This is a genomic window from Campylobacter sp. RM12642 (genome assembly GCF_020137635.1).
GTDB lineage: Bacteria > Campylobacterota > Campylobacteria > Campylobacterales > Campylobacteraceae > Campylobacter_E.
In genome coordinates this window covers 82452-99695 of sequence record NZ_JACGAT010000004.1, presented here as the reverse complement: position 1 = coordinate 99695, position 17244 = coordinate 82452, and the positions used below count along the sequence as shown (strand labels likewise).

Sequence of the window (17244 nt, the reverse complement as noted above, 5' to 3'; positions counted from 1 at the left end):
AACTAAATATTATATAGTATAAATCAAAGGATAATATATGAAAGTTTATGCACAATTTTTTAATGATAATGGCAACGAATTTAGATTAAATACATTACTATGTTTTGGGACAAGTAGCGAATTGATAGGTAGTATTGTTATGTTAAACCCTGGCTCTGCAACACCTAATGATAATGTAGCTGATTTAGAAAAAATTAGTAATTTTTATAAAGATAAAAAACAAATAGACTTAGGTAACTGGAAATTTTTTTCTTCAGATAGCACAATGAGACAGGTTGAAAAAATGTTTAATGGCTCGTATATAGGCAAACCAAAAGAACTAAATGGAGTTATTCAAATATTTAATTTATTTAATCTAAAAAATCAAAATTTAAATCAAGCTATATATGATTTAAACACGATTAAAAGTAGGTTTTTATTTAGCGATGATATTGATTTTTACAACAAAAGTGTTTATTTTGGTTTTAGTCAAGCGATTTTTCGTAATGATGTGTTGTATAATAAAGCAAAAGATATTTTTACAAAAACTTCAAAAAGTCTTAAATCTATTTATAGTGATAATTTTGATGATAATTCATTTTATCATCCAGGGTATATAAACAGAGCTTATAAACGGGAAAATATACGAAATTTATTAATAAAATTTAATAAAAGTATTTAATTATTCTTAAATTTGTTAAAAATAAAATTAAAAACTATATCAAGTAAGTTTATCTTATGTATTTTCTAATATTAATATAATATTAATTATTAATATAAGTTTACTTAAATAAAAATTGTTTTATATTATATGGTTTAAAAAATAAAAAATATATTTTAGAATTGTCTAAATTTTAATACAAATTTTAAATAGGAATTTGTGTTTAAAAAGTCTTTAGATAAAACGACTAAAATAGCCCTAAAGGATAAATTATGGATTTTACACATTTACATTTACATACAGAATATTCGCTTTTAGATGGCGCAAATAAAATTGATGAATTAGCAAAAAGATTAAAAGAGTTAAATTTTAAATCTTGTGCAATAACTGATCACGGGGTTATGTTTGGAGCAATTCATTTTTATAAAAGTATGAAAAAGCACGGAATTAAGCCTATTATTGGATTTGAAGGCTATTTGCACGATGATGATGATTTAAGCAGCACTGCAACCAATCGCCGTTGGCATATATGTTTATTTGCTAAAAATCAAAAAGGCTATGAAAACCTTATGTATCTTACTTCAAGAGCTCATATAGATGGTTTTTATTATCGCCCTAGAATTAATAAAAAATTATTAAAAGAATATAGCGAAGGTATAATTTGTAGCTCTGCTTGTCTTGCAGGTGAGATTAATTGGCATTTAAATGATAAAGAAGTTCGTCGCAATGGAAAAACAAATGCTGATATGGGTGCTAAAGGCTATGAAGGTGCAAAAGCAGCCGCACTTTGGTATAAAGAAGTTTTTGGAGATGATTTTTATCTTGAAATTATGAGAATGGGTATAAATTCTCAATTAAATATAGATACAAATATACTTAAATTAGGAAGAGAATTAGGCATAAAAGTAATAGCTACAAATGATTCGCATTATACTTATAAAGATAGGGCTCAAGCTCAAAATATCTTTATGGCAATTAGCACAGGAGATATTGTAGGGGTTGATCCTGAAAGTGATGAAGCCAAAAAAGACAATGGCTTAAGACACACAATGAGTGAAATCTATGTAAAAAGCGCTGAAGAAATGCACGAATTATTCCTTGATGTGCCTGAAGTTGTGCAAAACACTCAAGAAATAGTTGATAAATGCAATTTAGAGCTAAACTTAGGAAACCCTACTCCACCAAATTTTAAATTCGCTCTTGAATACGCTGAAAAAATTGGCTTAGAATTGCCTAGTCAAGATATGTTTAGCTTTAGCAATGATGATGTATTGTTTGAAAGGCTTTGCTGGGATGGGCTTAATAAGCGTTTAGTATATATTGATGGGAGCAAACACGAAACCTATAAAGAGCGTTTAAGAACTGAAATAAATATTATTAAAAATATGCGTTTTAGTGGTTATATGCTAATCGTTCATGATTTTATAAAAGCTGCTAAGGATATGGGTATTCCTGTTGGACCTGGTAGGGGCTCTGCTGCAGGTTCATTGGTATCGTTTTGTTTAGAAATAACTGATTTAGACCCACTTCCTTATAATCTACTTTTTGAGCGTTTTTTAAATCCTGAGCGTGTATCTATGCCTGATATTGATGTGGATTTTTGTCAAAATAGGCGTGAAGAAGTAATTGATTATGTTGTAAAAAAATATGGTCGCTATAACGTAGCCCAAGTAATTACCTTTGGTAAATTACTTGCAAAAGGTGTTATTCGTGATGTTGCAAGGGTTTGTGATTTACGCATAAAAGATGCTGATACTTTAGCAAAATTAGTCCCTGATGAGCTAAAAATCACTCTAAAAGATGCTTACGAAAAAAACCCTGATATTAAGGCTTTCATTGAAGATTTAGACAATCGTGCAGAGTATAAAAATATAGTTTGCCACCCTGATGATGTAAGGGGCAAAAGCAAAATCGGAACTAGAGTTTGGGAGTATTCATTAGCACTTGAAGGACTTAATAGAAACGCAGGAATGCACGCTGCTGGAGTGGTAATTTCAAACGAAGAATTATGGAAAAAAACCCCATTGTTTAAACAACCAAAATCAGACGCATTAGTAACTCAATATATGAAAGATTATCTTGAAGATGTTGATTTGATTAAGTTTGACTTCTTAGGACTTAAAACTTTAACCGTTATTGATAATGCTATAAAACTCATTAAAAAACGCCATAATATAGATATAGACTGGAACAAAATTGATGTAAATGATAAAGGCGTTTATGATTTAATTCAAACAGGAAATACTCTTGGGATTTTCCAAATAGAAAGCTCGGGAATGCAGGATTTAAATGCTAGGCTTAAGCCAACTTGCTTTGAAGACTTAATCGCTGTTTTAGCACTTTATCGCCCAGGGCCACTTGATAGTGGAATGGTTGATGATTTTATAGATATTAAGCACGGAAGAAAACCAGCTGTATATGCTTTCCCTGAATTAAAGCCTATTTTAGAGCCAACTTATGGGGTTATTGTATATCAAGAGCAAGTTATGCAAGTAGTTCAAACCATTGGTGGATTTAGCTTAGGTGGAGCTGATTTGGTTCGTCGTGCTATGGGTAAGAAAAAGCTTGAAGAAATGGTAAAATTAAAAGGAGAATACCTAGAAGGTGCTATAAAACAAGGCTTTGATGAGAAAAAGGCTGATGATTTATGGGAGCTTATCTTAAAATTTGCTGAATACGGCTTTAACAAATCTCACTCAGCAGCCTATGCTCTAGTAGCCTTTCAGACTGCTTATCTTAAAAAATATTATGAAACAGAATTTATGGCAGCACTACTAACTAGCGAAGAAGGAAAAGTTGAAAAAATTGAAAAATATAAAGATGAGCTAGATAGATTAGGAATAGAGCTTTTACCACCTAATATAAACGATGGCACAAGGGAATTTAACGTTACTATAAAAGATGGAAAAGCTGCTATTGTCTATGGACTTGGCTCAATTAAGAGCTTTGGAATTCCTAGTGCTGAAGGGCTTGCAAAAGCTAGGGGAAATAAGCCATTTAGCGATATGAAAGACTTTATTGCAAGGGCTGATGCTGCTTATATGAATAAAAAAGGCTTAGAAGCTTTAGCTAAGACGGGTTGTTTTGAATGTATTGGGATTAATAGAAAAAGTGCTTTAAATGCAATTGATTATATTATTAATGAGTTTAAAGCAAAAAAAGAGCATGATAAAAGATTGCAAGAGAGTTTATTCTCTCAATTTGAAACAGAATATCATAGTAGTATTGATATTACAAACCAAGAAGAATTTAGCGTAGCAGAATTAGCCGAGTTTGATAAAGAATATTTAGGAATATATCTTGGCTCACACCCGCTAGATGAGTTTAAAAAAGAAATTAAATCAATTGAGCATTATAAAAGTAGTGATTTTGAGAATTTAGATGATGGGGAATATCAAGCATTTTGCTTAGGAATTATTGAAGAAGTTGATTTTAAACAAAGCAAAAGCGGTAAAAGCTATGCAAACATTAAAGCACTTGATTATTATTCAAATTTTAATATTTTGTGTTTTAACCCTGATTTAATAGATGTTTTAGCATCAAAATATAAAGCAATGAACCTAGCAGCTCAAGATGTAAAAACCAAAAAATCTCTTTACGCATTTATTTTAAATCTTAAAAGAGATAATGCAAAAAATACTTTATTTTTAAATAATTTAATAGAAGTAAATGCTAGTGAAATAGGTGTAAATACTGATGATAAAAATGCTCTTGGATATGAAGTGTTTAGCAAAAAGGGTGGTAAAAAAATTAAAGGTGATATTAAAAGATTTTCTCATCTAACTCAAAATATTGAATACTTAAAAAGTAGCGATTTTAACAAGGCTGATTATGGAGATTACAATGCTTTTTGCTTAGGAATAGTAACTGAAGCAGAATTTAAAGTAAGCAAAAAAAATAAAGCCTTTGCTAAGCTTAAAGTGGTTGATGAAGGTGGAGAATTTGATATTTTATGCTTTAATGATGAAGTGTATAAAAAGCTAGAAAATGAGTTTTTTAGTAAAGAAAAAGAAGAGAATTTATATGGATTTGAAGTTAGTTTAAGGGCTGATGAGAATGGAGTTGGGGTATTTATTGATGATTTTTTCTTAATTACTAACGGGCTTATAAAAGAGCCAAGTGAGAATAAAAACTCATTAGGTTATGTGGTATTTGAAAAACGAATAGCAAAACCAAGAAGGCAATATTCTAAAGAAAATAAAGAAGAATTCACGCAAAACCCAAAAGCCTTTGAAGGAGAATTCATACAAATTGATTTATTAAATATCAGTGCAGAGATTTTGCAAGAAATCACAAGATTGATTAAAGAAAATTTAAGTCAAAATGTAAGTGCAAAAGAAATAGTTTTAGAATTTTTAGATGATTCTTGTGTGAATAAGTATTCAAGAAGATTTGGTTTAAATAATGAAGCTATAGAGAAAATAAAGGAATTATCAAAAATTAGCTAAAAAATTAATATTTAAATTCTAGTGGATAAAGAATTTATAAAATAAACTATAAGACTTTATCCACTAAATAATCTTTTAATTTTATAACTAACTTAGATAAAAGTAAAAGAATTTAAAACATAGATTTTTAATAAGTCCTTATTAAGTATAAAATGCTAGTTAAGTAACATAAAATAAGTTGTATAAAAATTTTAAAAAAGCTTTAGAATTAGGCGTTTGCTAGTATTTTTTAAAGTTAGATAAGACTTAAAGCTTTCAAAACTAAAATAGATTTTTCTTACATGGTTTAAACTGATTAGCTAAGTGTAAGCTCTCATAAAGCAAACCTATTAGCTAGAATAAATATCTTTAAAACCATTGATTGTTATGATTTTTATAAAAAAAGCAATACGCAAAAATACCTAAAAGAATACGAAAATCAAATTCTAAACAAAATAATAAATGCTTAAAATAATAATTTAAAATAACAAATTAGTATAATTTACTTCCAAAAAAGGAGATAAATTGAAAAAGTTATTGTGTTTTATACTTTTAAGCATTTGCATTATCGGTTGTTCTAAAACAAATATGCTAGAAAAAATCAAATGCGATCAAGATGATTACATTGCTTGTGTTCTCTTAGGCTCTAATTATAAAGATAATTATGGTTATCAAAAGGCTGCACAACTAGCTACAAAAGCTTGTAATGATGAAGATTTTGAAGCTTGCTATCATTTAGGAGTTTTATATGAAAACGCACAAGGAGTAGAGCAAGATTACACTAAAGCATTTAATCTTTATAAAAAATCTTGCGAAGGTGGGTTTATTTATAGTTGTAATAATTTAGCTGGTTTATATGTTAGCGGAAATGGCACAAAACAAGACTATGCAAAAGCAGTAAAGCTTTATACTAAAACTTGTGGTGATGAGTATGCTGTTAGCTGTTATAATTTGGGATTTTTATATAATGTTGGAGTGGGTGTAAAGCAAGATTATACAAAAGCAATTCAATTTTATACAAAAGCTTGCGATAAAAACTATGCGAGTGCTTGTAGTAATTTAGGAACTTTATACCAAAAAGGTGAAGGTGAAAAACAAGATTTTGTTAAGGCTGTAATATTCTATCATAAAGCTTGTGAGAAAAATAATGCAATAGGTTGTATCAATTTAGGGTTTATGTATTTTAAAGGACAAGGTATAAAGCAAGATACTCAAATAGCTAAACATTTTTTCAATAAAGCTTGTGATTTAGGCAACAATATAGGTTGTGAGAATGCTATGCAACTTAAATAAATAGATTTAATTATTTTTAACTAAAAAATCTATATAAAAATAGTGATTTAATGTAATTTCTATATATAAATTTAACTAAGTAAGAATATTTTTGCTTAGTTAAAAATAAAATTAGCTTTATAAAAAGTGTGTTAAAAACACAAAAACATTTTTATTTGTAACGAGCGTAAATAAATCAATTTTGTTTTATGAAAAGCTTGGGTTTTGCATAGAGCAAAAATAAGAGATTAAAAAACTTTTTTTCAAGTGAAAATGCCTAGATAATGCTACAAGATATAAATAGGATTAAATAAGAGTTTTCGTTTCTAGCAAATCTAAAGGCAGCTATGACACTAAAGAATTTGTAATGCAAGATTTTAATGGCTATGTATATATAATTGCACAAAAAAATAATTAAATTTAAAGGAAAATTATGAAAGCAGCAGTTTTAAATAATTTTAAAAGTGATTTAGAAATAAAAGAAATTGATATTCCAAAAATAACAGATGATGAAGTTTTAATTAAAGTAACTTATGCAGCCGTAAATCCACTAGATAATCTTATAAAAGATGGCGCACTAAATATAATAACTCCTTATAAATTACCACTAATTTTAGGCAATGAATTAGTAGGAGTTATAACTAGCATAGGTAAAAATGTAAAAGAATTTAAAGTTGGGGATAGAGTTTATGCAATGTGTGAAAAAGCATTTGCTGAATATGTAACGATAAATCATAAGTATATAGCAAAAGTGCCTGAATATTTAAAAGATGATGAAGCAGCTTGCGTGCCACTAGCCTCTTTAACATTTTTACAAGCTATTAAATTAATGAATGCTAAAAATGAAAACTCAATATTTATTTCTGGAGCTAGTGGGAGTTTTTAAAATCTTGCTTTGCCACTTGCAAAAGAGTTTAAAATATATGCTAGCGGAAATGCTAATTTTAAGCAAAAAGCCTTAGAATTAGGCGTTTGCGAGTATTTTACAAAAAGCGATGATTATACAAAAATTAAAGTAGATTTTGTAATAGATTGCATTGGTGGAAATGAAACTTTTAAGCAGTTTAAAATCCTAAATAAAGGCGGAAAGCTAGTATCTTTAAAGGGTATGCCTGATATGAAATTTGCTAAAAGCTTGAAGCTTTCAAAACTAAAGCAGATTTTATTTTATTTTGCAGGACTTAAGCTAAACAATGCAGCTAAAAAAGTAGGCTGTGAGTATCATTTTATGTTTGTTAATAAAAACGGCGAAGAGCTTAAGCAAATATCTTCTATGCTAGATAATATAAAATACCGCCCATCAGTCGGTGAGATTTTTAGCCTAAATGATATAAACCAAGCTTTAAAAAGTGTAAAAAATAACAATAAAATCGGTAAGGTTTTGATTAATTTAAATAATTAGAACGCTTATAAAATATCTTTCTAATTTAAATTCTAAGAATTTAAATTAGACTAATTATATTTATATTTTAGTTAAAAAACTCAGGGTGTTTGTCTTTTAATAAAGCCATAGTTTCTAAAATAAGCTCAAAATCATCTTCACTCTTAGCTTCATCAATTAGCTCAAGATAAGTAAATGCAGCCTTTTCTAAGCAATTTTTCTTAACTCCTGCATAATACAAAGCAGCTTTGTGCATTAAAGCAATCTCATACATTAAATCTTCAATTTCTTCATTTTTCATTAAATTTCTCCAAATAAGTTTTAGTTTGTTCGTAAATCTTAGAATATACACTACTATCTTTATAACTTGTAAATATCCCACCACTAGCATTTGCGTGACCGCCACCATTAAAAGCCGTTTTTGCAAATAAGCTAACATCAATTTTATTATTAGCCCTAAGAGAGATTTTCTTGCCAGGATTAATTTCTAAAAAGAAATCATATTCAGGATTTTTTACTAAAAAATCATTTCCTATAACGCTAACATTTCCTATATCATAGACCAATAAGCCTTTTTTATCTTTATAATAAATCGTATAATCTTGCTTGTTTTCGCTTAAAATCCTTACTAAATAATCGCTTATTAAATTACACAAAGTATCGTTTTTGTCATTTTTAAAAAACTCTTTTTTAATACTATGAGTTGCATCTTCTAAAGCAATATTTGGATTTTCAAGATGAAAATATTCTCTAGCTTTGTTTAATAAAAAGAACATATAAGCGTGATTTTGCTTAGCAAACATAGTTCTATTTATCTCCTTACTACTAGCAATTATTTGCATTAAGATTTTGCCTAATTCAAAATATTTGCTATCACTTAGCCAAATATCAATGCTATTTATAATATCTACCATTAGGCTTAGCTCTTTATTTTCTCCAAAAATTTTACTAAAAAAATCATAAGTAATCTTAGTAGCACACCTTGAACTATCTAAAAAATACCAAGGATATTTTTCCATACAAGCTTTGCCTGTTTGATGATGGTCAAGCAATAATAATTTTGCGTGATTTAGCCTTGCAACCCTAGAAGTAAATTCTTCGCAAACACTTTCAATAGGATTTACATCAGTTATTAAAATAAGAGCAAATTCATCAGGATTTGCTTCTACTTTTATCATAATTTCTTCAAATTTTTCTTCAATTTCTTTGCCATAATTAGAATTATAAAATTCACAATCCTTAAAATAATTAGCTACCACATATTGGCAACCATATCCATCTAAATCAGTGTGGCTTAGGTGATATATTTTCATTATTTTCCTTTCTAAATTGCTGCATCAACATTACCTATATTATCAAAATCAGCGTTATTTGCAATCTCGCTATAAGCAAGAACAACAACTTGTTTTAATCCAAATCTTTCACAAATCTCTTTTATCTTTCTTCTAAGACTAGGTTCTACTAATAATATAAAAGTATTTGAATGCATATTATAATGCTCTTTTACTTTATCGCTAATTGCTGTATATAAAGCGTGGGTTTGCTCTGTATTGATTGCTAGGGTTGTTGTGCCGTTCTTATTAGTTACTAGCATTTCCAATAAACGCCTATTCACTTGCATTGATAGTGCATAAAATTGTAGTTTGTTATTATCATCTAAATACATATTAGTAATTACTCTATTAAGACTAGCTCTTACATGATCTGTTATTGTATCAATATCTTGAGTATAAGGCACTAAATCAGATATTGTTTCTAATATACTTATCATATCTTTTATTGGAATTTGCTCTTTTAATAATTCTTTTAATACCTTTTGTATAAGACCTATTGAAGTGATTTTCAATACTTCTTCAACCAATACACTTTGAGTAAGCTTTAATCTATCTAATAAAGAATTTACTTCTTGCCTAGTTAAAAGTTCGGCTGCGTGTTCTTTAACCAATTCACTTAAATGCGTGCTAATTACTGCACCAGGATGAACCACTACATAACCACTCATTGTAGCTTTATTTTTTTCACTTGGGTCAATCCAAATAGCTTTTGAACCAAAAGCAGGTTCTATTACTTCTATTCCTTCTATTTCATCGGTTTCATCAAAACCATTATCAATTGCTAAAAATTTATCAGGATATATAATATTTTTTGCAATTGAAATTCCTTTAATTCTAAAATCATATTCATTAGGGTCTAACTGAATATTGTCAATTATTCTAATATCTTGCATTAAAAAGCCTAGATTTTTAGCTATTGTTTGACGCATTGTTGGAATTCTATCTATTAAATCACTTTCAGCAACTTTTACTAAAGAATATCCGATTTGTAATTCAAGCATTTCAAGATTTAAGCTTTCTTCGTTTTTCTTTTTACGCTCTGCTGCAATTTCAGCTTCACTTTTTCTAGGTGGTGTTGTGCTTTGAGCTGGTGCTGTTCCACTTGTATTTGGCTGTTGAGCTGCTCCTTTTTGCTTTGGTTTAGGACTTAATAAATCTTCATCTTTAGTCTTCATAAGTAAAAAGCCAAGCCCACCAAATACAAAAGCCATAAAACCTAGTGAAATAGTAGGAAGACCAGGAACTAAAGCAAATACGAACAAAATAAATCCAACTATAAATAAAGTTTTATAATCTCCAAATAATTGCTCTAAAGATTTTTCAGCAAATGGTTTTTCTTCTTTACTTGCACGAGTAATAATTATAGCTGTTGCTGTTGAAGTGATTAATCCTGGGATTTGAGATACAAGTCCATCTCCTATAGTTAAAATAGTATAACTAGAAGCAGCAGCATTTAATTCTAAATCGTGCTGAAACATACCTATTAAAAGTCCGCCAACTATATTAATAATAGTGATGATTATACCTGCAACTGCATCACCTTTAATAAATTTAGAAGAACCATCCATAGCTCCATAAAAGTTCGCTTCGCCTATTATTTCTTGACGCCTTTCTCTAGCTTGCTCTTCAGTAATAAGCCCTGCATTTAAATCAGCATCAATTGCCATTTGTTTTCCTGGCATTGCATCTAGCGTAAATCTAGCTTGAACTTCACTAACACGAGTTGAACCCTTTGTAACAACCATAAAATTAATTAATACTAAGATACAAAATACAACAACCCCTATTACATAATTTCCGCCTACAACAAATTCTCCAAAACTAGCAATTATATCACTAACCGCAGCAGGACCTTCATGCCCTTTGCTTAAAATCATTCTAGTGGTTGCGATATTAAGGCTTAGTCTAAAAAGAGTAATTATTAAAATTAATGTTGGAAAAGTAGTCAAATCAGTCGGTTTTGGAATATACATAGCTATTAAAATCATCAAAACCGATATAGCAATACTAAGTGCTAAGCAAAAATCAAGTATTCCAGATGGTAAAGGAACGATAATAATTGCTAAAATAGCAACTATTAAACCTACCATAGAAAGACTTTTAAATTTTACAAGTGGCTCTAAATAAGGAGCTACTAGGCTTAGCATAGTATTTTTTTGTTTTGCCATTATTTTAAAATCTGCTCTAAGGTAATATCAGTTAAAAAAGAATTTATTTTATCTTGTAAGTTGGTAATTATAGGATATATTTTACAAGTATCGTGCCTATTACTAGGACATTTATCATCTCCTGTGCATTCAAAAACTAAAGGCTCTTTTTTTTCAGCAGATATTATGACATCTTTTATATTTATTAAATTTGGTTCTTTTGCCAGAATAAAACCACCATTAATACCTTTATAAGATTTTAAAATATGCGCTCTTGCTAAATTTTGTAATATTTTTGCTAAAAAGCTTCTTGGTATATTTAATTCACTTGCTAAAGTATCTACATCTATTGGACTTTTATGTTTTGCAATGTAAATTAAACTAATTAAAGCATATTCACTAGCTCTTGTAAATAACATTGTTTTCCTTAAAATATTTTTATTTAAATCTTAACTTTTTTTATTTAATACATAGACTAAGCAATAATCATTCTTGATTAGGAGTTTAAAAAATATTTATTTTATACTAAAATTAAAAAGGAATTTAAACTCAAAAAATGAGTTTAAATTCTTAAAAATTATAAAGAATACACGCTTAATGATATTTCTTCTAAAGCCTTTAAATAAGCTTTTGCAATATCAAGATTTGTAAAGCTTGCAACCTTACTCTCACTTGCTGCACGTCTTATTTTAAATCCATCACTAAGGCTATTTTTTGCATCTCTTGGAGTATTAATTACTAATGTAATTTCTCCATTAACAATTTTTGAAATTATGTCATCTTCATCGCCTAATTTATTAACACTAATTGCATTAATTCCGTGATTATTAAAATAAATTGCTGTATTTTTAGTAGCTAAGATTTTATAACCTAAGTTCATAAATCCACGAGCAAGCTCAAGTGAATCAGCCTTATTTTTATCATCAATACTAAATAATACTCCGCCAAATTCTTCTATCCTAACGCCACTTGCAACAAGACCTTTATAAAGTGCTTTATTAGCACTTGTGCTAGTTCCCATAACTTCTCCAGTACTTTTCATCTCAGGCCCTAAAACTGTATCCACTAAAGATAATTTTGAGAAGCTAAATACAGGAACTTTTACATAATACATTCCTTGTATTTCTTCAAATTCTTTAGTAATTCCTTGCTCTTTTAAGCTTATTCCTAAAGCAGCTTTTAAAGCTATATTTGCTAGGTTTTTATTAATTACTTTACTTAAAAACGGCAATGTTCTTGAAGCTCTTGGATTTACTTCTAATACATAAAGTTTATTTTCAAAATATACAAATTGTATATTTAAAAGTCCTTTAATTTTTAAAGCAAGTGCAAGTTTTTTAGTGTAATTAATAATTTCTTCTTTTACCTCATCACTTATACTAACGCTAGGAGTTATTGCTGTGCTATCTCCACTATGTACACCTGCTCTTTCAATATGCTCTAAAATACTTGGTATATAAACATTTTCTCCATCACAAATAGCGTCTACTTCAAGCTCTTTTCCGCATAAATATTTATCAATTAATATAGGTTTATCAAGGCTTACTTCTGTTGCTTCTTGCATATATTTTTTAAGTTCTTCATCGTTAAATACAACTTGCATAGCTCTACCACCTAAAACAAACGATGGACGAACTAATACAGGATAGCCTATTAAATTAGCATTTTTGATAGCTTCATCAACACTAATTGCAGTAATTCCTTTAGGTTGATTTAAGCCTAAATCACTCATTAATTTTTCAAATAATTTTCTATCTTCAGCAGTATTTATGCTATCTAAACTTGTGCCTAAAATCTTAACTCCATTTGCTTCTAAAAACTCGGCTAAATTAATAGCAGTTTGACCACCAAAACTAACAATTACTCCTAAAGGTTTTTCAATATTAATAATTTCTAAAACTTCTTCATTGCTTAAAGGCTCAAAATAAAGCTTATTAGCTACGCTATAATCAGTTGATAATGTTTCAGGATTGTTATTAATTATTATTGCTTCATAGCCCATTTCTTTAATAGCCCAAATAGCATGCACGCTAGAATAATCAAACTCAATTCCTTGACCAATTCTAATAGGGCCACTTCCTAAAACTATGATTTTTTGCTTATTGCTAATTTCATTTGTGTCTTTAAATTCTTTATTATAAGTTGAATAAAAACTTGGAATTAGATTTTTATAATCCATCGGCTGAACGCATTTATAAATAGGTCTTATATTATTTTTAGCTCTTAGTTCATACACTTCTTTTTGCTTGCATTCCCAACGATGTGCGATAATTTTATCAGCTAGTCCTATTTGCTTAGCTTTTGTAAGTGCTTGAATATCAAATTTTTTCTCTTTTAATTCGTGTTCTGTATCAATGATTTGCTTAAATGTGTCTATAAATAATCTTTGCATTTTAGTAAGATTCATAATCTCATCAACACTAATTCCACGCCTTAAAGCTTCTCCTATGAAAAATATTCTTTCATCTCCAGCTTTAATTAAACGCTTTTTGATTTTTTCATCTGTGTATGTTTCGCCGTTTTTAAGACCTAGATGACAAATTCCATATTCAAGTGATTTAATAGCTTTTAAAATACTTTCAGCTAGGCTAGTTCCTAAGCCCATTACTTCACCCGTTGCTTTCATTTGAGTGCCTAGATAACGATTAGCATCTTTAAACTTATCAAATGCAAATCTAGGAGCTTTAGTAACTATATAATCAAGATTTGGTTTATACTCAAGATAGCTTAAACCACTTGCTTCATTTTTAATCTCATCTAAAGTTTTGCCTATTGCGATTTTTGCTGCGATTTTTGCTATAGGAAATGAAGTTGCTTTACTAGCTAAAGCACTTGAGCGTGAAACTCTAGGATTTACTTCAATAATAAAATATTCTTTTGTAATTGGGTTTAAAGCTATTTGAACATTACAACCACCTTCAATTTTTAATGCTCTTATTAATTTAATAGCAACATCTATCATTTGTTGTTTGATTTTTGGCTCAAGTGTTTGAGTTGGTGCAACAACCAATGAATCACCTGTATGAATTCCAACAGGGTCAATATTTTCCATATCGCAAATTAATATAGCATTATCAGCTCTATCTCTTATAACTTCATATTCAAGTTCTATAAATCCTGCTATTGATTTTTCAATTAAACATTGTCTAGTAGGAGAATAAATTAAGCCTTCGCTAGCTATTTTTTTAAGTTCAGCTTCATTTTCACAAATTCCGCCGCCAGTTCCACCCATAGTAAATGCTGGACGAACAACAACAGGATAACCACATTCATTAGCAAAAGAAATTGCACTCTTTGTATTATTTACAATAACACTTGGTGGAACAGGTTCATTTAATTCATTCATTAATGCCCTAAATAATTCTCTATCTTCAGCCTTATTAATAGTATCTAAGCTAGAACCTAATACTTTTATATTATATTCTTTTAAAATCCCTGCTTTATCTAATTCTATTGCCATATTTAAAGCAACTTGTCCGCCTAAGGTAGCCAAGATTGCATCAGGGCGAGTTTTTTTAATAACCTTTGTTACAAATTCTAAAGTAATTGGCTCTATATAAATCTCATCAGCAATATTTTTATCAGTCATAATAGTAGCTGGGTTTGAATTGATTAATATTACATATTTACCTTCTTCTTTAAGCGATAAACAAGCTTGAGTTCCTGCATAATCAAACTCTGCTGCTTGACCAATTATAATAGGACCACTTCCTATAACTAAAATTTTATTTACATCTTGCATTTTATTCTCCTTTAAAAATAATTTTTCCATCACAAATTGTAAGCTCTACTTTTGAGCTTAATACACTTCCTAAATAAGGCGTATTCTTGCCTAAACTAACGATTTCATCTTCTTTTAATTCCCAAGTTTTATCTAAATCAATTACTACAATATCAGCTATCGAACCAACTTTAAGCTCCCCTGCATTTTCTAAATTAAATATTTTTTTAGGATTAGTGCTAAAAGCGTTTAGAATTGTCTCAAGTTTTACTAAATTAGTTTTTACTAATTTTGTATAAAGCAATGAAAACGCAAACTCACTTCCTATAATTCCAAAATAAGCCTTATTAAATCCACCTTGCTTTTCGTCTTTTGAATGTGGTGCATGATCTGTTGCTATTACTTCAATTATGCCTTCATTTAAAGCATTTATTAAATAATCTCTATCAGCTTTGCTTCTTAAAGGCGGGTTCATCTTCCACATTCCATTATCTTCTTTAATATCTTCATCACAAGAAATTAAATGATGTGGAGTTACTTCACAACTTATATTTACTCCAAGTTTTTTGCCAAACTCAACCATCGCAACACTTTCTTTAGCACTTATATGGCATACATGATAATTTGAATTGCATTCTTTACAAAGCAGCATATCTCTTGCAACTTGCACGCTCTCGCTTGAACTTGAAATTCCTTTAATTCCTAATTTTTTAGACTGAACTCCATCGTGCATATGACCGCCTTCAACTAGGTCTAAATCTTCGCAATGTGCAATTACATATTTATTTAATTTCGCACATTCTTTCATTGCGTCTTTCATAATTTTTGCATTTGCAACACCTCTTCCATCATCGCTAAACGCAAAAACAAAAGGAGCTAATTGGCTAAAATTAACTAAGCTTTGACCTTTTTCTTCCATAGTAATAGCTCCATAAGGAAGAACTTTCATACAAGAATCTTTTTGAATTAAATCTAATTCAAGTTTTAAATTCTCTAAAGTATCAGGCACAGGTTTTAGATTTGGCATAGCACAAGCTGTAGTAATTCCACCTTTTGCATTCGCCATTGAGCCTGTTTTTATGCTCTCTTTGTGTGAATATCCTGGCTCTCTTAAATGCTGATGAATATCAACAAAACCCGCACTAACAAGCTTACCTTTAACATCAATTATTTCTCCACTATAATCAATATTAGGAGCTATTTTTACTATTTTTTTACCTTCAATTAAAATATCAGTTTTAACAAATTTATTATCTATAAATGCATTACAATTTTTAAGAAGCATTTTAAATCCTTTCATATACATAATCAAGTATTGCCATTCTAGCAAATACACCATTACTCATTTGGGTAAAAATCTTTGATTTTTCACATTCAACCAAACAACTATCAATCTCTACTCCACGATTAATTGGGGCTGGATGCATTATGATTGCATCATTTTTTAATCTTTTATAATTATTAGTTGTAAGTGCAAAAGATTTTCTATATTTTTCTAAATCTAATTCGTTTTTATCGTGTCTTTCGTGTTGAATGCGTAAAAGCATACAAACATCAACCTCATCTATAATTTCATCTAATTTATAGTATTCATTATAAGAATTATCTTGATAAATAGGAGGTGCAGCTAAAAATACTTTAGCTCCAAGTCTTTCAAGCGCATCTTTATTTGATTTTGCTACACGAGAATTTTTTATATCTCCAACTATTGCTATTTTTAAACCATTAAAAGTATTAAAATGCTCATAAATCGTTACTAAATCAAGCAAACATTGAGATGGGTGTGCTCCACTTCCATCACCTGCATTAACCACTTTAGCATTCAGTCCTACTAAATCATCAAAATAATTATTTTGTTTATGTCTAATTACTAAAACGCTAGTTCCAAGACTTTCAAAAGTCTTACAAGTATCATATAAACTCTCGCCTTTATTTACACTTGAACTACTAGCAGAAAAATTAAGCACTCTAAAGCCAAGCTTAAGCTCAGCAACTTCAAAACTTGTCCTTGTTCTTGTAGAATCTTCAAAAAATAAATTAGCTATGATTTGATTTTCATAATTTTTAAAAAAGCCATCGTGTTGTTTGTAATACAAAGCTTTTTTTATAAGCGTATAAAAATCATCATTGCTAAGATTTTTAGTTGTTAAATAATCACGCATTGTCCTTCTCCCACGAGAGTAAGGCCTAACCGCCATTAGAAAACAATTTTAAATAAAGGGGATTGTATAAGCGAAGTTCAAAAAAATCTGTAAATAATAATATTTTAAACTTAAAATAAAATTAATTTTTATAAATTTTAGTAAAAATATATTTTAGGAA

The 17244-nt window shown here is 29.1% G+C and carries 11 protein-coding genes and 1 pseudogene; 5 read left to right on the top strand and 7 right to left on the bottom strand.

What is annotated here, in order from left to right; genetic code table 11:
* The first annotated feature begins 37 nt into the window (after positions 1–37).
* The 5 genes and pseudogenes from AVBRAN12642_RS02865 to AVBRAN12642_RS02845 all read left to right on the top strand — a co-directional run bounded on the left by AVBRAN12642_RS02865 (position 38) and on the right by AVBRAN12642_RS02845 (position 7741).
* On the top strand, positions 38–661 hold the full coding sequence (locus tag AVBRAN12642_RS02865) for a hypothetical protein (RefSeq protein ID WP_336606907.1): 624 nt from the start codon (positions 38–40) through the stop codon (positions 659–661).
* A gap of 248 nt (positions 662–909) precedes the next feature.
* Positions 910–4275, top strand: a pseudogene (dnaE, locus tag AVBRAN12642_RS02860) (DNA polymerase III subunit alpha); the annotation flags it as partial.
* A 1317-nt stretch (positions 4276–5592) separates the two neighbouring features.
* Entirely contained in the window at positions 5593–6360 is a 768-nt protein-coding gene (locus AVBRAN12642_RS02855) for a tetratricopeptide repeat protein (protein WP_336607917.1), read from the top strand.
* A 412-nt stretch (positions 6361–6772) separates the two neighbouring features.
* Positions 6773–7225: an alcohol dehydrogenase catalytic domain-containing protein gene (locus AVBRAN12642_RS02850; RefSeq protein WP_336607916.1), complete on the top strand. Its 453-nt coding sequence runs from the start codon at positions 6773–6775 to the stop codon at positions 7223–7225.
* Positions 7226–7234: 9 nt separating this feature from the next.
* Entirely contained in the window at positions 7235–7741 is a 507-nt protein-coding gene (locus tag AVBRAN12642_RS02845) for a zinc-binding dehydrogenase (RefSeq protein WP_336607915.1), read from the top strand.
* Positions 7742–7808: 67 nt separating this feature from the next.
* On the opposite strand, the gene AVBRAN12642_RS02840 is transcribed toward AVBRAN12642_RS02845, so the two are convergent.
* The 7 genes from AVBRAN12642_RS02840 to AVBRAN12642_RS02810 form a co-directional block, all read right to left on the bottom strand.
* Positions 7809–8021: a hypothetical protein gene (locus tag AVBRAN12642_RS02840; protein ID WP_214116664.1), complete on the bottom strand. Its 213-nt coding sequence runs from the start codon at positions 8019–8021 to the stop codon at positions 7809–7811.
* On the bottom strand, positions 8011–9033 hold the full coding sequence (locus tag AVBRAN12642_RS02835; protein WP_214116662.1) for a DHH family phosphoesterase: 1023 nt from the start codon (positions 9031–9033) through the stop codon (positions 8011–8013). Before AVBRAN12642_RS02835 ends, AVBRAN12642_RS02840 begins: the two co-directional genes overlap by 11 nt.
* 11 nt (positions 9034–9044) lie before the next feature.
* Complete coding sequence (flhA, locus tag AVBRAN12642_RS02830) at positions 9045–11222, bottom strand: flagellar biosynthesis protein FlhA (protein ID WP_336607914.1); 2178 nt, start codon at positions 11220–11222, stop codon at positions 9045–9047.
* Positions 11222–11620, bottom strand: coding sequence for an Rrf2 family transcriptional regulator (locus tag AVBRAN12642_RS02825; RefSeq protein ID WP_214116657.1), 399 nt, complete (start codon positions 11618–11620; stop codon positions 11222–11224). The genes flhA and AVBRAN12642_RS02825 overlap by 1 nt, the downstream gene beginning before the upstream one ends.
* Before the next feature lie 158 nt (positions 11621–11778).
* On the bottom strand, positions 11779–14943 hold the full coding sequence (gene carB, locus AVBRAN12642_RS02820) for a carbamoyl-phosphate synthase large subunit (RefSeq protein ID WP_214116655.1): 3165 nt from the start codon (positions 14941–14943) through the stop codon (positions 11779–11781).
* Position 14944: 1 nt separating this feature from the next.
* Positions 14945–16207 (bottom strand): dihydroorotase, encoded by a 1263-nt coding sequence (locus AVBRAN12642_RS02815; protein WP_214149730.1) that lies wholly within the window; start codon positions 16205–16207, stop codon positions 14945–14947.
* Between the two features lies 1 nt (position 16208).
* Positions 16209–17084 (bottom strand): aspartate carbamoyltransferase catalytic subunit, encoded by an 876-nt coding sequence (locus AVBRAN12642_RS02810; RefSeq protein WP_214120028.1) that lies wholly within the window; start codon positions 17082–17084, stop codon positions 16209–16211.
* Positions 17085–17244 lie beyond the last annotated feature (160 nt).